This is a genomic window from Lysobacter sp. ESA13C (assembly GCF_019970005.1).
GTDB classification, from domain to species: Bacteria; Pseudomonadota; Gammaproteobacteria; order Xanthomonadales; family Xanthomonadaceae; genus Lysobacter; species Lysobacter antibioticus_B.
In genome coordinates this window covers 426,422-444,507 of sequence record NZ_JAHXYK010000003.1, presented here as the reverse complement: position 1 = coordinate 444,507, position 18,086 = coordinate 426,422, and the positions used below count along the sequence as shown (strand labels likewise).

The window sequence follows — 18,086 nt, the reverse complement described above, 5'->3', positions numbered from 1 at the left end:
GGCCTGAACAAGCCCGGCAAAACCAACCGTCGTTTCCGTGCCGATGTGGGTGATTTGTAGGAAATGCCTGAATCGGCTGTCCGGAAAACACGGTTTCGGCGCCGGTTCGATTGTCCACGGGGCACCGCGGCAGTAGCCTGCTGATTCCCCATCGCATCAACGGAGGATGCCCATGCGCGCGACCGCAGCGACCGCCGCTCGAGCCGGCCTGCTTCCGACCCTGTTCTGCACACTGATGTTCTGCGCACTGATCGCATCCTGCACCACCACGCCCCAGCCCCAGGCATCGGCCAAGGAGAATGCCGCCATGACCACGCAATCGCCGACCCTCGCCGACAGCGCTCGGCTCGATGCCGAACAAATCGGCAAGCGCGTGCTGAAACTGATCGACAGCATTCACGGTGCCCAGGACCTCTCTCCCGAGAACATCGAAAAGCAGACCGGCATCAAGGTCGAGATCCATTCCGAGGACCGCACCGAGTACGGCTTCGGCGGTGCGCTGACGAACGCGTGGTCGTACAGCCTGACCTCGGTGTCGTACAGGCAGGGGGAAAAACCCACGCGGCTGGATTTCCGCTTCCTGAGCCAGGCCCAAGGCGCCGCCGATATCGCGCCGATTTGCAGCATGGACTTCAAGGACTACAGCCAGGCATTGACCTCGGCGGGCTTCCAGGCCCAGAGCTTGCCGAGCAGCGACGGCAGCGACCCCGGCTTCGGCTACCGCGGGGTCGAGCCCTGGAGCTTCGTTCGCGGCAAGGTCGAAGTGGCGATCTACACCCACGGCAATAAGGACCCTGAGCAAGGTCGGGCCTGCATCTCCAGTCTCGCCATCAGCACCCAGGCCTGAAGGAGCCCGCCATGGCCACGCCCGCCGAAAAACTGGAAGCGATGCTCACGGATTTCGAGAGTACCAACGCAGCCGGTGGCAAGAACCTGCGCGACCTGCTCAAGACCACGCCCGAGTTGCAAGCGCGCATCGTCAAGTCGATCGAACTCGGCAATCTCGACACGATCAAACCGCTCGACCCGGCCCTGCGCTCAAGAGGCGTCATGGGCGGTTTCAATCCGGTCGACAAATCCATCGCACTGCCGATGGACATGCTCAACAGCGCCGATACCAATCCCCGCAACGCCAATACGCTGCGGCTGGTGTTCGGCCACGAGATCGAACATTCCGTCAACAAGCAGGCCATCGCCGACGGAAACAAAGCATTCGAGGACAAGGTCAGGAAGATCGCCGAAGGTCCGTCGCCGCACGATTACACGACTCTCGTCAAAGACCGCGACACCGAGAGCCGCAAGCGCGAGGCGAACGACCAGATCGCCGGGTTCAACGTGCTAGCCGCGCACGTGCGCAGGGAAAACCCGAAAGCCAGCAAGGAACAGCTTTACGACAAGTTGTTTCACTCCTCCAACCAGATGGAGCAGTACTTCGATGTCGGCGGCACGCCGGGAAAGGAAAAATACACGCCGAAAGCCGGGCTGACGATCGACAAGAACGGCAAGATCGCCGCGACGAAGGCGAATATCGATGCCATCGGCGAGCATTTCTACGAGGCCAACGGCTACCCGAAGGTCTACGGCCCACGGTCTCTGGCCCTCATCAACAAGATAGAGAACGAGACCCTGGCCGCCGCCAGAGTCGGCAACCCCAGCCACCCCGCACCTGAGATCAAGGTCAATCTCAAGGAACTGGGCCTTACCGGCCTCAGATTGCCGCCGAGCTTTACCGATACCAGCCCGAGCCTGGCCCGCCCGACCCCAGCCGTGCCTGCTCCAGCCCTGCCTGCTCCGGCCGAGTCCCCGGCACCGGTCACGCCAACCGCGGCGAGCGCGCCTGCAGCGGCCTCGCGCGATTTCCGCGACGTCGGCCACCCGGACAACGGCTACTTCCAACTGCTGCGCGACAAGCTGCCGGCCAGCGTGCCGGACAATGCCGTGGCGCATGCGATGTTGCTGGCCAAGCAAGGCGGCCTGACCGATCCGTCGAAAGTGAACTCGAACGAGATCGGCCTGGTAGGCGGCAAGATCTGGGTCGGCGGCCATACTCCCGGCTTTCATATCAGCGCCGATCCTGCGCAATCCCCACCGATGGAGCAGGTTTCGCAGGGACTGAGCAAGCTCCAGGCACACACCACGCAGGCGCAGGAAGCGCAGAACCTGCGCGGCCCGAACGATCCGCAACCGCAGGCCATCGCGCGCTGAAGCGCCAGCCGCTCGATCCGGACCGGTGCCGTCTTCGGCCCGGCTTGGTCTGGCCTGGTCGGGGCGAACGATTCGACGACACGGTTGCTCAGCTGCCGCTGGCGCTTATCGAAAGCCCGTAGCTGCAGTTTGAGACAACGGCTCAATCGGGTGCGTGTCGCTCCCGACCCGGCACGGCCGCACGCAGCGTCAAGCGCGAAATCTCTGGCGGCACGCCGAAGCGGACCGGCAGGATGCTGGTGCCGATGCCGGTGGAGACGAACAGGGACTTGCCGTCTTCGATCAGGTAACCGCCGGCATAGCGTTGGTCGGCCGGCAGCACCGGAGTGCCGATCCACGGCAGGCGCACCTGGCCGCCGTGGGTGTGTCCGGCGACGGTCAAGGATGCGCGTGGCGGGACCTCGGGAAACAGGTCGGGGTTGTGGGTCAGGGCCAGCACCGGCGCATCGTCGGCGACGCCGGCGAAGGCGCGGTCGATGTCGTGGGCGGCTTCCCATTTGTCGCCGATGCCGACCACCCACACCCGGCAGGCGCCGAGCTGCACCGCCTGCGCCTGGTCTTCGAGCACGATCACCCCGGCCGACTCCAACGCGGCGCGTACCCGCACCCCGTCCTTCCACCAGTCGTGGTTGCCGAGCACCGCATAGACCGGCTTGCGTCGGGTCAGGGGCCGCAGATGCGGCGCCATCTGCTCGGCCGAGATGTAACTGCCGCCGAGCACGCTGAGGATCACGTAATCGCCGGCCATCAACACCGCCTGGGCGTCGCTCGCGACCAGCCGCTCGACGATATGGTCTAGCCGGTCGAGGCCGTTGTGCGGCGAGCCGGTATGCAGGTCGGCGACCACGTCGATGCGCAGGCCATCGCAGTCGCGCGACCAGTGCGGCAGGCGAAATTCGTAATCGCGCTCGACCAGTTGCCGCGGTTCCCAGAAGAACCCCCAGGCGAAGCATCCGACACCGGACAGGACCACGCCGACGAACAAGCGCTGCAGCCACAACTGACGCGGCCACGGCCGCCAACCGCGTTTCATGCTTTCGAGGTCTCTCGTGTGTCTGAGGCGCCGCCACGCTGCACCCAGCGCGCGACGTTCCAACCGATCAAGCCGGCGCCGGCGGCGACCGCCGCGCTGATGCCGGCCAGGCCGGCGACACCCACACCGACGCCGCGCAGGCCGACCATCGCGGTCGCCACGGCGACGTCGCCGAAGCGCCAGGCGGCGGTGTCGACCGCGTTCTTGCCCTTGTAACGCAGGGTGCGCGCGGCGCTGCTGAACAGACTTTCGCGGGCCGGGCCGACCATGCCGTAGGCGAGCCCGCGGCTGATCACCAGCGCCATCGCCACCGCCGGCATCGGCAGCAGCATCGCCGCCATGCCCTGCGGCAGCATCGCCACCAGTGCGCCGTAGCCCGGGAACAATTGGGTCAGCGGCGCATGCGGGTCGGCGACCAGCGCGACCAGCGCCAGGATCGACACCGTCACCACCGACCACACCCCGATCACCGTGGCCGCACCGCGTCGCGCCAGCAACCAAGGCGTCAACAGCAACTGCGCCGCCAACGCGATCATGTTGGTCATCAGGTCCAGGTCGGCGGCGAAACGGGTGCGCGCGACCGCATCGACGAAGGTCGCCTTCGAGTAGTCCACCACCAGGCCGTAGTTGACCGTGCCGATCCAGTCGCCGAGCAACAGCAGGATCGCCATCGAGCGCATGAAGGGATTGGCGAACACCTGCTTGAGGCCGTCGAGCATGCCGCCGCCGATCGCCGATTCGTGCGAGGCCTCGAAGCGGCGAGTGCCGTGGATGCGCGACCAGCGCCCTAGCAAAGCGACGAACAGCAATGCCAGGCCGAGCAGACTGGCCGAGACCATCAGCAGCGGCGCCACGCCGATCACGCCGACCAGCAACCGGGTCAGGACCGGACCGGCGAGCGAACCGAGCGTGCCGGCGACCGCGATCAACGGGAACAGACGCCGCGCCTGGCCCTCGCTCCAGATGTCGGTCATGAAACTCCAGAACACCGACACCACGAACAGATTGAACACGCTGATCCAGACGAAGAACACGGTGCCGAGCGCGCGCGGGCTGAGCACGCCGTGAGCGCTGAACAAGGGCACGAAGGCGAGCAGGCAGGCGATGAAGAAGCCATACACCAGCGGCACCACCACCCGGCGCGGATAGCGCGAGACCAGGGCCGAGAACACCGGCGTCAGCGCCAGCGTCGCGACGAAGGTCGCCGCGTAGAACCAGGGCAGTTGGGTCGAACCGACCGCGGCGCTGAGCTGGTCGCGGACCGGGCGGATCACGTAGTACGCGGTCAGCACGCAGAAGAAATACGCCAGCGAGAACGCGACCGCGCGCCATTCCCCGCTGTGGACGCGCCCGGTCTGCAGGCTGGCGTCTTGGACTGCCGACATTCCGTCGCTCCGTGTGGGACTGCCGGCATGGCCGACGGTTGGCGGGTCATCGGCGCGGCCGGGCCGGGCCCGGTCTCCTCGCCGCTGGCGGTGCCGGAAAGCGCCGGCCCCGTTCGTTGCCGGCACGGTAGCCCAAGGCGTCCCACACCGCCAGCACGGCGTCTGGCGGCTGCGGTATCGCCATTGGGAGCATATGCTCTAGTTTTGGCGCTTACGTTCGCCGCACAGTAAAGCGACCGATGCAGAGCAGCCCGAGAATGCCCCAAGAGTTCGACTACATCATCGTCGGCGCCGGTTCGGCCGGTTGCGTGCTGGCCAACCGCCTCAGCGAAGATCCCGACGCCCGAGTGCTGTTGATCGAGGCCGGTCCGCGCGACCGTCATCCCTTCATCCACATGCCCGCCGGGCTGGCCAAGCTGGTCGGCAAGAAAGGCGTGAACTGGGATTACGACACCGCCCCGGAGGCGCAGCTCAACCGGCGCGTGCTGTGGTGGCCGCGCGGCAAGGTGCTCGGCGGTTCCAGCTCGATCAACGCCATGTGCTACATCCGCGGCGTGCCCGGCGACTACGACGACTGGGCCGCGGCCGGCGCCAGCGGTTGGGGCTGGAGCGACGTGCTGCCGTACTTCCGCCGTTCCGAGCGCAACAGCCGCGGCGACAGCGCCCTGCACGGCAGTCACGGCCCGCTATACGTCTCCGACCTGCGTTACACCAATCCGCTGTCGGGCGTTTTCATCGAAGCCGGACAACAGGCCGGCTATGCCGCCAACCCGGATTTCAACGGCCCGAAACAGCAAGGCTTCGGTCTTTACCAGGTGACCCAGAAGAACGGCGCGCGCTGTTCGAGCGCGGTCGCCTACCTGGACCCGGCGCGCGAACGCCACAACCTGCACATCGTCACCGGCGCCCTGGTCAACCGCATCACCATCGAACGCGGCCGCGCCACCGGCGTGACCTACAGCGTCGGCGGCCGCGCCTATCATCAGCACGCGACGCGCGAGGTGCTGTTGAGCGGCGGCGCGATCAATTCGCCGCAACTGCTGATGCTGTCGGGCATCGGCCCGGCCGAGGAATTGCGCCGGCACGGCATCGAGGTGCTGCACGACGCGCCGCAGGTCGGGCAGAACCTGCAGGACCATCTCGACATCTGCACCCTGCAGCACTCGACCCGGCGCGTGACCTACGACCGCGTCAGCGATGTGCGCATCGCCTTCGACTATTACCTGCGCGGCCACAGCGGCCCGGGCAGCAGCAACATCGCCGAAGCCGGCGCCTTCGTGCGTTCGACGCTGGCGCCGGACGAGCGCGCCGACATCCAGATGCATTTCGTCCCGGCCATGCTCGACGACCACGGCCGCCACCGCCTGCCCGGCGACGGCTACACCGCCCACGCCTGCTTCCTGCGTCCGCGCAGTCGCGGCCGCATCGGCCTGGCCAGCGCCAGCGCCGGCGACAAGGCGCGCATCGAAGCCAACTACCTGAGCGATGCGGAAGGCTTCGACCTGAAGATGATGGTCGAGTGCGCCAAGCTCTCGCGCACCGTGTTCGCGCAGAAGGCCTTCGACCCGTATCGCGGCGCACCGATCTTCCCGGCCCGCGACGACCTCAGCGACGCCGAGTTGGTCGAGTTCGTCCGCGCCAAGGCCGAGAGCGTCTACCACCCGGTCGGCACCTGTCGCATGGGCGACGACGACGCCTCGGTGGTCGACTCGCGGCTGCGCGTGCGCGGAGTCGAAGGGCTGCGCGTGGTCGACGCCTCGGTCATGCCGAGCCTGATCGGCGGCAACACCAACGCGCCGACGATGATGATCGCCGAGCGCGCCTCGGACCTGATCAGCGGGCGCATCTGAGGCAAGGTGGCGGGCGAATCGGGGCGTCGCGGCACCACCGCGGCGGCCTGCAGTCGGGCCACCGCAACCGCTCGTCGCCTGCGTCGACAAGTTCCTGAACCAAGCCGCAGCAAGGCCTGTTCATCAGGCCATTAAAGCCTGAAAAATCAGAATCCTGAATGCGCTTGTTGTCCAATTCCCTGAGATCGGCGCTAGAATCGTTGTAACCCGGCTCACGCAGGCGCTGCGACCGATGAAACACGACAAGAATCCGGGCTCGCCCCGGCGGTCACTCAATCCCTGGCGCCTCGGCACGCTCGCTGCCCTGCTGACCTTGACCCTGGGTTCGACCGCACAAACTTCCCTGCGCTGGCAGAGTCCGCAGCCGCAGGCACCGGTCGCGCGCGCGCAAGGTTTCGACGGCACGCTCGCGCCGGGCCAGCACATCGTCTCGGCGCAGAATCCCGCCGGCCGCGTGTTGCCGCTCGCCAGCGATTTCGACGTCCGCCAATTCGAGGCGATGGCGCAGCAGCTCGTCGCCGACCAACGCATTCCGGGCATGGCCATGGCGGTCGTGCACAACGGCCAGGTTCTCAGCGCGCGCGGCTACGGCATCACCGACGTGCGCAACGCCGAGCCGATCGACGCCCACACCGTGTTCCGCCTGGCCTCGCTGTCGAAGAGCTTCGCCGGCACTCTGACCGGCCTGCTCGTCAACGACGGCACCCTGCGTTGGGACAGCAAGCTGGTCGATTACATGCCCAGCTTCCAGTTGGTCGATCCGAACGCCGCGCGCCAGATCACCGTCGCCGACCTGCTCAGCCATCGCGTCGGCCTGACCCACAACACCTACGACCGCGATCTGGAAAACTACGCCGACTACCGCGTGCTCACCCAGAAGCTGGCCTATGCGCCGATGACCTGCCAGCCGGGCACCTGCTACGGCTACCAGAACATCGCCTTCAGCCTGATCGGCGACGTCGTGTTCGCCGCGACCGGCGACTTCTACAGCCAGGAAGTGCAGCGCCGCCTGTTCAAGCCGCTCGGCATGAACGACGCCAGCCTCGGCCTGGAAGGCATCACCGCCAGCGCGCGCTGGGCCCGTCCGCACGTGCGCGCTCGCGGCGGCTGGGCCTCGCTGACGCCGAAGCCGACCTATTACCAACTGCCGCCGGCCGCCGGCGTCAACGCCAGCGCCAGCGACATGGCGCAGTGGCTGATCGCCCAGACCGGCCACCGCCCCGACGTGCTGCCGCTGCCCTTGCTGGCGACGCTGCACCAGCCCTTGGTCGACACCCCGACCGAGATCCGCGGTTCGAGCTGGCGCCGTCAGCGCCTGAGCTCGGCGGGCTACGCCCTGGGCTGGCGCGTCTACGACTACGCCGGCCATCGCATGGTGTTCCATGCCGGCGCGGTGCAGGGTTATCGCGGCGTGGTCGCACTGCTGCCCGAACGCGACCTCGGCATCGCCCTGCTGTGGAACAGCGAAAGCGGTTTGCCGACCGGCCTGTTGCCGACGATCCTCGATCGCGCCATCGGCCTGCCGCCGGAGCGCTGGATCGATGTCGGCTTCGACGACCCGGGTCTGTACGCCGCCGAGTCCAACCCGACCCAGCAGCGCGATCCCAACGGCAGCAACGCGCAGAAATCGACCGCCGCGCCGCGCTGAGGCGCGAGCGCACCACCGGCGCGACCGGTGGCCGGATACGCAACGGGCCGCGGCAATGCCGCGGCCCGTTGCGTTTCGAGCTGGGTGCGTGTCGATGGCCCGACCGAGTTTCAAACCCGCTGGCGCGGCCCGAACGCGGGCCGCTCGCCGATCACAGGCTCGCCGTCAGCGCGGCTGTTCTTCGAGCACCCGCTTGAGCTTGGCCAGGCCCTTGTCGTAGTCCTTGCCGACCATCTTGTCGAGCACCAGACCGAACCAGCGCGAGACCAGATTGTTGCCGTGCGCGCTGTCGAGCGACCAAGTCACGCGGGTGCCGTCGCCCTCGGCCTTGAGGTCGAAGGTGCCGACCGCCTGGGTGCCGTCGAAGTCGAGCGCATTGACGACCTTCTGCTGCGGCACCGACTCGGCGATGCGCTGGCTGCCCTTGCCGACCTTCACGCCCTCCCAGGCAAGCGACGCGCCGACACCGGCTTCGGGACCGCTGTAGACGTATTTCGCGGTCGGCTCCAGCTCGTACCACGGCGACCACTCGTTGAAGCGCTTGTAGGAATCGAGCATGGCGTGGACTTCGCCGGGCGGCCGGTCGATCGCGATCGATCGTTCGACGTGGGTCTTGTCCGGCAGCAGGAAGCCGCCGACCACGAACACCAGAGCGAGCAGTACGACGAGATACAGCAATCCCTTCAGCAAGGCTTTCATGGCGCTTCCCGGGCATTGGACCAGGCCCGATCCTAACCGCTGCCGCGGCGATCGGAAGCGGTTGCGGCGAGCTCGCCGACGAGAGGCGCGCGGCGCGGCATGGGAGCGCAGCCGCGCCGCCCAGCGGTCGTCACTCCGAGACGGCGGGTTCGGCCTGGCTTTGGCTGAGTCCGACGGCAGGGGCTTCCCTCGGCAGAACGCTGAAGTCTCTGGATCGCCGCCTTCGCGGGGATGACGGCTGGGAACACGCGGGCGGAATGAGTTGCGACGGACAGGGGCGATAGCCGACGGTGATTGCAGGAGCCTTCCGGTACCCGGTGCGGAAGCCCGACCTCACCTCAGCCCTCCACCCCAACGCCACTGCTCCCCTCTTTGAAAAAGAGGGGCTGGGGGAGATTTGCTCTTGGCTCCACGCCCCGCGTTCGGCCTTCGGACGTTTGCGAAGGTGTCAGCCTGTGACGCCGGAAGTCTTCGCTCACTCCCCCGCCCCATCGTCAGCACCCCCCTCTTTGGAAAAGAGGGGTTGGGGAGATTTGCTCTTGACGCCCCAGCGTGTGGCAGTCGGGTGTCCGCGAAAGCAAAAGCCGACCCGGCTGGGACTGTTCGCCCGCCCGGCCCTCGCGCACAGCGCTCGGGCGTTCGTCGAAGGCGCGAGCCAGTGGCTGGGAAGTCTTTCGCCCGCCCGGCCCTCGCGCACAGCGCTCGGGCGTTCGCAAAGGCGCGAGCCACTGGCTCGCAAGCGCCTTTGCTCACCCCAAAAAAAACTCTCCCCCCGCCTGGGCTGCGGGGAGAGAGCTTGATTACGGCTTAATCGGGGTTTTTCTTATTTAGATCAGCGGAGCCGGGGTGGCCGGCAACGCAGCTGCAGCCTTGGACTTGCGGGCCTTCTTGGCGGCCTTCTTCGGGGCCTTCTTGGCGGCCTTCTTAGCAGTCTTCTTGGCGGCCTTCTTGGCAGTCTTCTTGGCAGCCTTCTTCGGAGCCTTCTTAGCCGCCTTCTTGGCGGTCTTCTTGGCGGCCTTCTTCACAGCCTTCTTGGCGGTCTTCTTGGTCGCCTTCTTGGCTGCCTTCTTAGCAGTCTTCTTGGTCGCCTTCTTCGCAGTCTTCTTGGCCGTCTTCTTGGTGGCCTTGCGTGCGGTCTTCTTGGCGGCCTTCTTCACGGTCTTCTTGGCTGCCTTCTTGGCGGTCTTCTTGGTGGCCTTCTTGGCAACCTTCTTCGCGCCAGCTTTCTTGACAGCCTTCTTCGTCGCCTTCTTGGCGGCGGACTTCTTAGCAGCTTTCTTAACGGCCATGGTATGGCTCCTCGTCAGTGGTGATCAGGGATTGATCAGTGGTGGTGCGGTAAGCCCAGTGGAAAGGGACTCTGTGAAGACAGAGCCGCGGGAGTCGGACCCGCGTGCAACCGCCGACGCGCACTGCGCGCCGGAACGGATCGGGGATCGCATCCGGCCGCAGGCGCGGCGGGACCGATGGCGCATCCGCCCGGAAGGCGGACGGAGGGGGCCGCAAAGGGGCGCGGCCAAACAAAAACCCGGCCCGCCGAACGCGAACCGGGTTGCTTGGAACAGGACGCCAACGATGTCATCTGGGTTTTGGATGTCATCGGCGAAGAGAGTGCGGTCAACATTTCTGCAGAGGAAGCGAATCCTGCGTCCACCGTTTTGACTGTCCGGGCGGAGGTCCGTTTTGTGCTGCATGTTGTCGCGCTGGGTTTTCTCACTCTCGTCTGCAGGAAACGTCTGCTGGGCGAAACCTAATCACGCTTTTTCATACTGTCAACAACCGAGCCTATTTTTTTTCCGGGCCGCCCGCCCCGACGGCGGCGGCATCGGCGGCGCACGCGTTCGTCGAGTGCGCGCGCGCGCATCCGACCGATTCGCGATGCGTTTCTTTCGACATCGCTGAAACCCAAGCGTGGCGCGGGTTTCGGCGATGCGATGTTTTTTCGCGCGGAGTTTTTTCGATAACGCGCATCGCCGCGCGAGGCTGTCGAAGGCGATCTGCGAAGGCGAATCCGGAAGAAAAAATTCCGGTCCGCGGCGGCCGCGGATTTCGCGTCGCACAAGCCGAATTGCGCGAAACTGCGCGAACCGTTTTCGGCCTCCGGCGACGTTCGACGACCGCCTCGTCGGAGCGACGAGCATGCCGACGCGACGACTCGCTCGCTCGAACGACGGCGACGAACGACGTCGCCGAGCATGTGTGCCTGCACCTCGACGGCACCGACGAACGGCAACGCCGGCACGCGAGGCGACGACCGTTCGTCTGCCGAAGTCGCCGCGCTCGCGCCGCGTCGAGGCGCGAGCGCGGCGAAGTGGAAAGCGTTTTCCGACAGCCGCGACGACCGACCCGACGACCGCGTCGGGCCTTCGCCGACGGCATCGCCGATCCGCCGCGACGATGCGCCGGCTCGCAAAAACCGCTTGTTTTCGGGGCTGCGGCGTTGAGCGCATCGATCGCGCACGACTCGGCCCGCTGCCTCGAAGAGCACGGCAAGGGTCGCGCCACGCCGGTCTCGACCGCGCCGCTGCGAGTCGGCGCAAGCGGCATCGACGGCCGACGACGCGAGGTTCGCGGCGAGCGAGCGGCGTGCTCTTCACGTCGAGTCCACGCGTCGCGCTCGGACGTCGTGTCGGGGCGAGGCGCCGTCGTCGGTCGGGTTCGCGACGGCGCGACCGGGTTCCGGCGAACCGGCGACGCACGCGACGGCATCGGCGGCGTCGCGATGTCGACCGCCGCCGGAACGCGTCGGCCGATCTCCGGTTCGCCGTCGGCTCAGCGCCGCCTCGTCGCTCCACATCGACCGCTCGTCGGCCGCGTTCGCCGGGCGCCGCGGCGAAGCCGGAGTCGAACGCGCGCGCCGCCACCGCGCCGCCCAAAACGAAAACGGGGAGCGGAGAGCCGGCTGCCGCGATCGCGGTCCGGTTCTGCGCTCCCCGCTGCCGCCGCCCTCAGGGCGACGGTGCCGGATCGGCTGGGATCAGTGGTCGTCTTCTTCGAGCAGCTCGGCGTAGTCGTCCGGAGCGAGCAGTTCGTTGAGCTGGTCCGGCTCGTCGATCTCGACGGTGAAGATCCAACCCTCGCCGTAGGCGTCTTCGTTGATCGTTTCCGGCTTGTCCGCCAGCGCGGCGTTGACCGCGGTCACGGTGCCGGAGACCGGCGAATAGACGTCGGAGGCGGCCTTGACCGACTCGACCACCGCCGAGGCGGTGCCGGCTTCGACGCGGTCGCCGATGTTCGGCAGTTCGACGTAGACCAGGTCGCCGAGCAGGCCTTGGGCATGGTCGGAGATACCGACCGTGACTTTGCCGTCGCCTTCGACGCGGGCCCACTCGTGGGATTTCATAAACTTCAGATCGCCGGGGATTTCACTCATGGCTGGCCTCGAACGTGACGGGAGCGGCTGGTAATGGCGGGTAGTTTAACGATGCGGGCGCGACATGCCACAGGGGCGGCGGCCGGGAGGGCGACGGGCGCGTTCAACTCGCCCTCCCGCCGTCGTCGATCCGGTACGGCGCGCGGGCGCTGAGCAGCGCCTCGCGCAGCGCCTCGACGCGATCCTGGCCCCAGAACGGTTCGCCGTGCAGCACGTAGCCGGGCAGGCCCGGCAGGTCGGCGGCGATCGCCTGTGCGGTGTAATCCCGATAGCGCGCGGCGACCTCGGCGGTCTCGGCGGCGGCGATCGTCGCCTCCGCATCGTGACCGTGATCGCGCAACAGGCGCGCGACCGTGTCGCGATCGGCCAGGTCCTGGTCGTGCGCCCAGATCGCCCGGAACGCGGCGTCCATGTATGCGGCCGGATCGGCGCCGGCCTCGACCAGGGCGATCGCGCAGCGATCGGCCAGGCCGGGATCGACCGGGAAGAACTTCGGTGCCAGGTTCAAGGGCAGCGCGCGCTGTTCGCGTGCGCGCTGCAACTCGTACAGACGGTAACGCTGCCGGGCCGGCGCGCGCTGGCCGAGCGGCAGGCCGCCGTTGGCGGCGAACAGCTCGAAGATGCGCACCGGCTTGTAGACCAGGCGCGCACCGCTCGCCTGCGCCGCCTCGAGCACGGCGGCGTGCCCGAGGTAGGCATAGGGCGAGATCAGGCTGAAGTAGTAGTCGACGAAGACCATGGTCGAGGCGTCGGTCAGACCAGCACGCCGTCCTGGGCCTGGCCGTCGCGCACGAACGGGAACTTCACCACCCGCACCGGCACTTCCTTGCCGCGGATGTCGACGCGGACGTTACCGGCGCTGCCGAGCGGAATCTCGCCGGCCGGCACGCGCGCGAACGCGATCGACTTGTTCAGCGTCGGCGAGAAGGTGCCCGAGAGGATCTCGCCCTCGCCGTGCGCGGTCAGCACTTTCTGGCCGTGGCGCAGGACGCCCTTCTCGTCCATGACCAGGCCGATCATCTGGCGCGCGGCGCCGCTGGCCTTGAGCTGTTCGAGCGGCTGGCGGCCGATGAAGTCGCGGCCTTCGTCGAGGGCGATGGTCCAGGCCAACGCGGCTTCGTACGGCGACACGCTGTCGTCCATGTCCTGGCCGTAGAGGTTCATGCCGGCTTCCAGGCGCAGGGTGTCGCGCGCGCCGAGGCCGGCCGGCTTCACGCCAGCGGCGAGCAGCGCATCCCACAGCGCGACCGCCCGGTCTTCCGGCACGACCACTTCGAAACCGTCTTCGCCGGTGTAGCCGGTGCGGGCGACGAACAGCTCGATGCCGTCGGCGGTCCGGGCCTGCCCGGCGACGAACTTGCCGAGCTTGCCGACGCGGGCGCGGTCTTCCTCGCGCAGCAGGCCGATCAGCTTGTCGCGCGCGCTCGGGCCCTGCACCGCGATCATCGCCAGTTCCGGACGCTCCTTGACCTCAACGCCGAAGGCCTTGGCCTGCTCGGCGATCCAGGCCAGGTCTTTTTCGCGGGTGGCGGCGTTGACCACCAGACGGAAGAATTCTTCCTCGAGGAAATACACGATCAGGTCGTCGATGACGCCGCCCTGCGGATTGAGCATGCAGGTGTACAGCGCCTTGCCCGACTTCTGCAGCTTGTCGACCGAATTGGCGACCAGGTGGCGCAGGAACTCGCGCACGCGCGCGCCGCGCAGGTCGACAACGGTCATGTGGCTGACGTCGAACATGCCGGCGTCGCGACGCACCTGGTGATGCTCTTCGATCTGCGAGCCGTAGCTGATCGGCATGTCCCAGCCGCCGAAATCCACCATCTTGGCGCCGAGTGCGCGATGGGCGTCGTTGAGGATGGTCTTCTGGCTCATGGGGCGCTGCCTGCTCTGCTGGGGAGGTTGAGCCGGCGATTATCCCAGAAGCGCGCGCCGCCCGTGGCAACGTATTTTCGGTACGCAAGCGCATGGAAGCGCGCCGCGTGCTTCAGAAGTGGGCAGGAGCGGCGCGAGCCGCGACCGCGAAACTGTGCCGACTATGCGCGAAGGTCAAAATCGAGGGCGCGCACTCACGGCTCGCATCGCTGCTGCCAGGCAGCGAAGGGTTCGCGGCGACCTGATGCCGGAGCCGGGAACTGAGGGGCCCTGCGACGGACTTCGCGGTCGCGCGGTGGCTGCTGTTGCGCGGCCGGCTCTATTCCCCTTCGGCGCCTTCGTTGTAACAGCTCACTTCGGTCGGCCGGACTTCGACGAAGCGACCTTTATTGCGGTCCAGGCGCACCGCCCAACGCGAGGCCTCGAACATCTCGCGCGCTTCGGCGTTTTCGACCGCGGTATCGATGACGGCGATCACACCCGGATCGCCGACGCCATCGATGACACAGGTCGAAATCGACACGCGTTCGCCGCGCAGCAGCTTGGGGTACGGCACCACGTCGGTGATCTTCCAGCGCGCCTCGTTGCCGATCCGGCCGACCAACTCGGCGGCGTAGAACTTCAACGAGCGGTCCTCGGCGTCGTCGATGGTGCCGATGCTGCGCGCGCAGATCTGCTCGGCGCTGCGCCCGGAGCCGACGCAGCCGCCGGTGTTGGACTTGAAGCCGTCCGGGAACGGCGGCACCACGCGCCCGATCCAGGTCTCGCTGCCGTTCGGTTCGCCGGCCGGACAGGGAACGACCGTGCACAGCAACGCGACCATCGCCGATGTGCGCAGGGCCGTCATCGCCTCAGGTCACCGCTTCGACCCGCAGGGTCATGCCGTCGGTGCCGATCACCCGCACCGCGGCGCCGGCCGGCAGCTCCGGGCCGGTCACGTCCCAGTACGCGTCGGCGATCTGCACCCGCCCGCTGCCCTGGACGATGCCGCGCTCCAGGGTCACCACACGGCCGACCAGTTGTTCGGCGCGACGGTTGAGCAAGGGCCGGTCGCTCTGGCGCTCGCGGCCGCGGAACCAGGTGCGGTAGACCTGGATCGAAACGAAGCTGAGCAACACGAATGCGGCCACCTGGGCCAGCACGGTCAGCCCCGGGAACACCAGCACCAGCCCGAATACGACCGCCGCGGCCAGGCCGAGCCAGAGCATGAAAGCGCCGGGCGCCATGGCTTCGGCCGCGAACAGCAGCAACGCGATCGCGGCCCAGGTCACCGTCTGCCAGTTCCACGACATGGCTCAGCCTCCGCTGCGCGGCGGCAACGGCGGCGTCGCCGGTGCGCGGCTGGGCTGGCGCTCCAGCGCTTCCTTGGCCAACTCGCCGATGCCGGCCAGCGAGCCGATGATGCCGGCCGATTCCATCGGCATCATCACGAACTTCTGGTTCGGCGCCTCGGCCAGCGACTTGAAAGCCTCGATGTACTTCTGCGCGATGAAGTAGTTGATCGCCTGCACGTTGCCCTGGGCGATCGCGTTGGACACCACCTCGGTCGCCTTGGCTTCGGCCTGGGCCAGGCGCTCGCGCGCTTCGGCCTGGCGGAACGCGGCTTCCTTCTCGCCTTCGGCTTCGAGGATCACCGACTGCTTCTCGCCTTCGGCCTTGAGGATCGCCGCCTGGCGGAAGCCCTCGGCCTCGAGGATGTTGGCGCGCTTCTCGCGCTCGGCCTTCATCTGCCGCGCCATCGAGTCGACCAGGTCGCGCGGCGGCTGGATGTCCTTGAGCTCGATGCGGTTGACCTTCAAACCCCAGGGATGGGTCGCCGCGTCGACCGCGTTGAGCACCTTGGTGTTGATCTCGTCGCGCTTGGACAGCGACTCGTCCAGGTCCATCGAACCGATCGCGGTGCGGATGTTGGTCATGACCAGGTTCAGGATCGCGATCTCGAGCGTCGCGACCTCGTAGGCGGCCTTGGCCGCATCCTGGACCTGGAAGAACACGATGCCGTCGACCTTGACCACCGCGTTGTCCTTGGTGATCACGTCCTGGCTCGGCACTTCCAGGACCTGCTCCATCATGTTGATCTTGCGGCCGACCCCGTAGATCACCGGGATCAGGAAATGCAGGCCCGGGTCCATGGTGTGGGTGTAGCGGCCGAAGCGCTCGACCGTCCATTGATAGCCCTGCGGCACCATGCGCACGGTCTTGAACAACAGCACCACGCCGGCGAACACCAGCACTGCAGCGAGCAACGTCGGTCCCATGTCTCCCCTCCTCCCTGTCCGTTGACTCAGTATAGGCCTTGGCTGCGGCTGCGACCCTTCACGCCCCTGGCGCATCCTTGTCCTGGAATGCCGACCGAATCCCCGCCATTGCCGTCCATCCCGCCCGAGCCGGCGCGCCCGCTGTCGAGCTTCGCCATCGACGTTCCGGAGGCGCTGCTGAGCCGCGCCCGCTCCGGCGAGGGCGCCGCGTTCGAGCAGATCTACCGCTGGTTCGAGCGGCCGGTTTTCACCCTGGCGATGCGGATCGCCGGCGACCGCGACGAGGCCACCGAAGTGCTGCAGGACACCATGCTCAAAGTGCTGACGCGGATCGGCGACTTCCGCGGCCACCGCGACGGCAGCGGCACCCCGTTCTGGGGCTGGCTGCGGCAGATCGCGGTCAACGAATCGCTGATGCGTCTGCGCAGCCAGCGTCGCCACGAACATGCGGTCGAGCCGGAGGACGAACACCTCGCCGACGACCGCACCCCGCCCCCGCCCGCGGCGGCCGATGCGGCGGCGCTGGGCCGCGCCCTGGCGCAGTTGCCGGCGCCGACCCGCAGCGTGCTCTGGCTGTACCACGCCGAGGGCTACACCCATGAGGAGATCGCGGCGCTGATGCAGCGCACGCCGAGCTTCTCCAAATCGCAACTCGCTCGTGGCGGTCGACGCCTGCGCCAGTTGCTGGAGTCGGGCATCAAGCACAACGATCTGGAGCAGGCCCATGCCTGACCGCACCCCTTCCGCGCCGCAGGACTGGTCGTCGGCGTTCGCGCAATTGCCGCCGGAGATGCCGCCGGCCGATGGCTGGTCGCGTATCGCCGCCACCCTCGCCCAGCGCGGTGTCCTGCCGACGCCGGCCGAATCGTCCGCGGCCGAACCGATCCGCTCGCAGCCTTTAAGGAACGGTTCGGCCCAAGTCGAACCGCGGCGCGCCGCCGCGAACGCACGGCCGCGCCAGCGCTGGATGATGGCGGCGATGCTGGCCGCGGCCCTGCCGCTGGGTCTGTGGCTGTCGCTGCGCAGTCACGCCCCGGACCCAACCGGCGTCGGCGCGGAAGCAGTCGCACATTCCGGCGCCGCTCCAACGACGGCGAAACCAGCGACCGCGAAGCCCGCCGCCGATGCTGGCCTCGATCCGCGGCACGGCGCCACCGCGCCTGCGACCCGGATCGTCGACGCGTCGACCCCGAAGGCCTCGTCACGGGCGGTTCCGACAACGGCGACCAAGCCGGTGCGCGCGCCGAGCCCGGCGACCGACCGCATCGCGTCCACACCGGCACCGCGGCGTTCGCAAAACCCGCCGACTCGCTCGGCCGCACACGACGCTGGCGCAGCCACCCATCCCGCCTCGTCCCAGGTTGCTGCGACCACGACGGTGGCGACCGCACCCGCAACCCTGGAGACGGCGTCCATCGCCGCGACCGCGCTCGCCTCCGCCGACGGCGAGGCCCGCCTGCTGCGCGAACTCGGCGAACTGCAGGCCGAGTCGGCGCAGCTCGAAGCCCTGGTCGCACTGACCCGCGACGAGCAGGTCGGCAGCGCCTCGGCGACGGTGATGAGTTCCGAACTCGACGAACGCGTGCGCCTGATCGACGCCACGCTGATCGCCGGTTCGCTGCCTGCGGCGCAACGCCTGTCGCTGTGGCAGCAGCGCGTCGGCGCGCTGCGCACCCTGGCCGGCGTGGAAAGCACGCAACGCTGGTTCGCCGCTCGCGGCGAACGCTACGACGACGCCCTGGTTCGCGTCGACTGATCCC

18 protein-coding genes are annotated in these 18,086 nt (G+C 67.7%); 7 read left to right on the top strand and 11 right to left on the bottom strand.

Translation table 11 applies throughout. The features are described 5' to 3' along the window. Nucleotides 1-172: 172 nt before the first annotated feature. On the top strand, nucleotides 173-847 hold the full coding sequence (locus tag LC490_RS08055) for a hypothetical protein (RefSeq protein WP_223619832.1): 675 nt from the start codon (nucleotides 173-175) through the stop codon (nucleotides 845-847). A gap of 203 nt (nucleotides 848-1,050) precedes the next feature. Beyond that, entirely contained in the window at nucleotides 1,051-2,205 is a 1,155-nt protein-coding gene (locus LC490_RS08050) for a hypothetical protein (protein ID WP_223619831.1), read from the top strand. A 142-nt stretch (nucleotides 2,206-2,347) separates the two neighbouring features. On the opposite strand, the gene LC490_RS08045 is transcribed toward LC490_RS08050, so the two are convergent. Together LC490_RS08045 and LC490_RS08040 are read right to left on the bottom strand one after the other, a co-directional pair. Then, nucleotides 2,348-3,238 carry a metallophosphoesterase gene (locus LC490_RS08045; protein WP_223619830.1) on the bottom strand — a complete coding sequence of 297 codons (891 nt, stop codon included), beginning with the start codon at nucleotides 3,236-3,238 and terminating at the stop codon, nucleotides 2,348-2,350. Next, nucleotides 3,235-4,623 (bottom strand): translocase, encoded by a 1,389-nt coding sequence (locus tag LC490_RS08040; RefSeq protein WP_051885195.1) that lies wholly within the window; start codon nucleotides 4,621-4,623, stop codon nucleotides 3,235-3,237. Before LC490_RS08040 ends, LC490_RS08045 begins: the two co-directional genes overlap by 4 nt. Nucleotides 4,624-4,880: 257 nt before the next feature. Between LC490_RS08040 and LC490_RS08035 the strand changes: the two genes are divergently transcribed. Continuing rightward, nucleotides 4,881-6,473, top strand: a complete 1,593-nt coding sequence (locus LC490_RS08035) for a choline dehydrogenase (RefSeq protein WP_223619829.1) — start codon at nucleotides 4,881-4,883, stop codon at nucleotides 6,471-6,473. A gap of 232 nt (nucleotides 6,474-6,705) precedes the next feature. Continuing rightward, nucleotides 6,706-8,121 (top strand): serine hydrolase domain-containing protein, encoded by a 1,416-nt coding sequence (locus tag LC490_RS08030; protein WP_051885196.1) that lies wholly within the window; start codon nucleotides 6,706-6,708, stop codon nucleotides 8,119-8,121. Nucleotides 8,122-8,286: 165 nt separating this feature from the next. Here LC490_RS08030 and LC490_RS08025 read toward each other — a convergent pair whose 3' ends face one another. Continuing rightward, a complete protein-coding gene (locus tag LC490_RS08025) occupies nucleotides 8,287-8,820 on the bottom strand; it encodes an SRPBCC family protein (protein ID WP_223619828.1) in 534 nt (177 codons plus the stop codon). Nucleotides 8,821-9,647: 827 nt separating this feature from the next. After that, complete coding sequence (locus LC490_RS08020) at nucleotides 9,648-10,109, bottom strand: hypothetical protein (protein WP_031373057.1); 462 nt, start codon at nucleotides 10,107-10,109, stop codon at nucleotides 9,648-9,650. Between the two features lie 267 nt (nucleotides 10,110-10,376). Here LC490_RS08020 and LC490_RS08015 point away from each other — a divergent pair, with 267 nt between their 5' ends. Then, the gene (locus tag LC490_RS08015) at nucleotides 10,377-10,574 is read left to right on the top strand and encodes a hypothetical protein (protein ID WP_057917171.1); all 198 of its coding nucleotides are present in this window, start codon (nucleotides 10,377-10,379) and stop codon (nucleotides 10,572-10,574) included. Here LC490_RS08015 and LC490_RS08010 read toward each other — a convergent pair. The 7 genes from LC490_RS08010 to LC490_RS07980 all read right to left on the bottom strand — a co-directional run bounded on the left by LC490_RS08010 (nucleotide 10,571) and on the right by LC490_RS07980 (nucleotide 16,326). After that, entirely contained in the window at nucleotides 10,571-11,308 is a 738-nt protein-coding gene (locus LC490_RS08010; protein ID WP_223619827.1) for a hypothetical protein, read from the bottom strand. The two genes, LC490_RS08015 and LC490_RS08010, sit on opposite strands and share 4 nt — an antisense overlap. A gap of 489 nt (nucleotides 11,309-11,797) precedes the next feature. Next, a complete protein-coding gene (gcvH, locus tag LC490_RS08005) occupies nucleotides 11,798-12,193 on the bottom strand; it encodes a glycine cleavage system protein GcvH (protein WP_031373060.1) in 396 nt (131 codons plus the stop codon). 103 nt (nucleotides 12,194-12,296) lie between these two features. Beyond that, nucleotides 12,297-12,932, bottom strand: a complete 636-nt coding sequence (locus LC490_RS08000) for a 2-hydroxychromene-2-carboxylate isomerase (RefSeq protein WP_223619826.1) — start codon at nucleotides 12,930-12,932, stop codon at nucleotides 12,297-12,299. A gap of 14 nt (nucleotides 12,933-12,946) precedes the next feature. Beyond that, nucleotides 12,947-14,068 carry a glycine cleavage system aminomethyltransferase GcvT gene (gene gcvT / locus LC490_RS07995; RefSeq protein ID WP_223619825.1) on the bottom strand — a complete coding sequence of 374 codons (1,122 nt, stop codon included), beginning with the start codon at nucleotides 14,066-14,068 and terminating at the stop codon, nucleotides 12,947-12,949. A gap of 319 nt (nucleotides 14,069-14,387) precedes the next feature. Continuing rightward, nucleotides 14,388-14,915: a hypothetical protein gene (locus LC490_RS07990; RefSeq protein WP_152566314.1), complete on the bottom strand. Its 528-nt coding sequence runs from the start codon at nucleotides 14,913-14,915 to the stop codon at nucleotides 14,388-14,390. A 4-nt stretch (nucleotides 14,916-14,919) separates the two neighbouring features. After that, on the bottom strand, nucleotides 14,920-15,360 hold the full coding sequence (locus LC490_RS07985; RefSeq protein ID WP_031373064.1) for an NfeD family protein: 441 nt from the start codon (nucleotides 15,358-15,360) through the stop codon (nucleotides 14,920-14,922). 3 nt (nucleotides 15,361-15,363) lie between these two features. Further along, nucleotides 15,364-16,326: an SPFH domain-containing protein gene (locus tag LC490_RS07980; RefSeq protein WP_031373065.1), complete on the bottom strand. Its 963-nt coding sequence runs from the start codon at nucleotides 16,324-16,326 to the stop codon at nucleotides 15,364-15,366. Between the two features lie 108 nt (nucleotides 16,327-16,434). On the opposite strand from LC490_RS07980, the gene LC490_RS07975 reads away from it, so the two are divergent. After that, entirely contained in the window at nucleotides 16,435-17,058 is a 624-nt protein-coding gene (locus LC490_RS07975) for a sigma-70 family RNA polymerase sigma factor (protein WP_223619824.1), read from the top strand. Beyond that, nucleotides 17,051-18,082 (top strand): hypothetical protein, encoded by a 1,032-nt coding sequence (locus LC490_RS07970; protein ID WP_223619823.1) that lies wholly within the window; start codon nucleotides 17,051-17,053, stop codon nucleotides 18,080-18,082. The genes LC490_RS07975 and LC490_RS07970 overlap by 8 nt, the downstream gene beginning before the upstream one ends. The last annotated feature ends 4 nt before the right edge of the window (nucleotides 18,083-18,086 follow it).

Coding starts and splice junctions, on each gene's coding strand:
- LC490_RS08055 (WP_223619832.1), top strand. CDS start 173: ATGCGCGCGACCGCAGCGACCGCCGCTCGAGCCGGCCTGCTTCCGACC.
- LC490_RS08050 (WP_223619831.1), top strand. CDS start 1,051: ATGGGCGGTTTCAATCCGGTCGACAAATCCATCGCACTGCCGATGGAC.
- LC490_RS08045 (WP_223619830.1), bottom strand. CDS start 3,238: ATGAAACGCGGTTGGCGGCCGTGGCCGCGTCAGTTGTGGCTGCAGCGC.
- LC490_RS08040 (WP_051885195.1), bottom strand. CDS start 4,623: ATGTCGGCAGTCCAAGACGCCAGCCTGCAGACCGGGCGCGTCCACAGC.
- LC490_RS08035 (WP_223619829.1), top strand. CDS start 4,881: ATGCCCCAAGAGTTCGACTACATCATCGTCGGCGCCGGTTCGGCCGGT.
- LC490_RS08030 (WP_051885196.1), top strand. CDS start 6,706: ATGAAACACGACAAGAATCCGGGCTCGCCCCGGCGGTCACTCAATCCC.
- LC490_RS08025 (WP_223619828.1), bottom strand. CDS start 8,820: ATGAAAGCCTTGCTGAAGGGATTGCTGTATCTCGTCGTACTGCTCGCT.
- LC490_RS08020 (WP_031373057.1), bottom strand. CDS start 10,109: ATGGCCGTTAAGAAAGCTGCTAAGAAGTCCGCCGCCAAGAAGGCGACG.
- gcvH (WP_031373060.1), bottom strand. CDS start 12,193: ATGAGTGAAATCCCCGGCGATCTGAAGTTTATGAAATCCCACGAGTGG.
- LC490_RS08000 (WP_223619826.1), bottom strand. CDS start 12,932: ATGGTCTTCGTCGACTACTACTTCAGCCTGATCTCGCCCTATGCCTAC.
- gcvT (WP_223619825.1), bottom strand. CDS start 14,068: ATGAGCCAGAAGACCATCCTCAACGACGCCCATCGCGCACTCGGCGCC.
- LC490_RS07990 (WP_152566314.1), bottom strand. CDS start 14,915: ATGACGGCCCTGCGCACATCGGCGATGGTCGCGTTGCTGTGCACGGTC.
- LC490_RS07985 (WP_031373064.1), bottom strand. CDS start 15,360: ATGTCGTGGAACTGGCAGACGGTGACCTGGGCCGCGATCGCGTTGCTG.
- LC490_RS07980 (WP_031373065.1), bottom strand. CDS start 16,326: ATGGGACCGACGTTGCTCGCTGCAGTGCTGGTGTTCGCCGGCGTGGTG.
- LC490_RS07970 (WP_223619823.1), top strand. CDS start 17,051: ATGCCTGACCGCACCCCTTCCGCGCCGCAGGACTGGTCGTCGGCGTTC.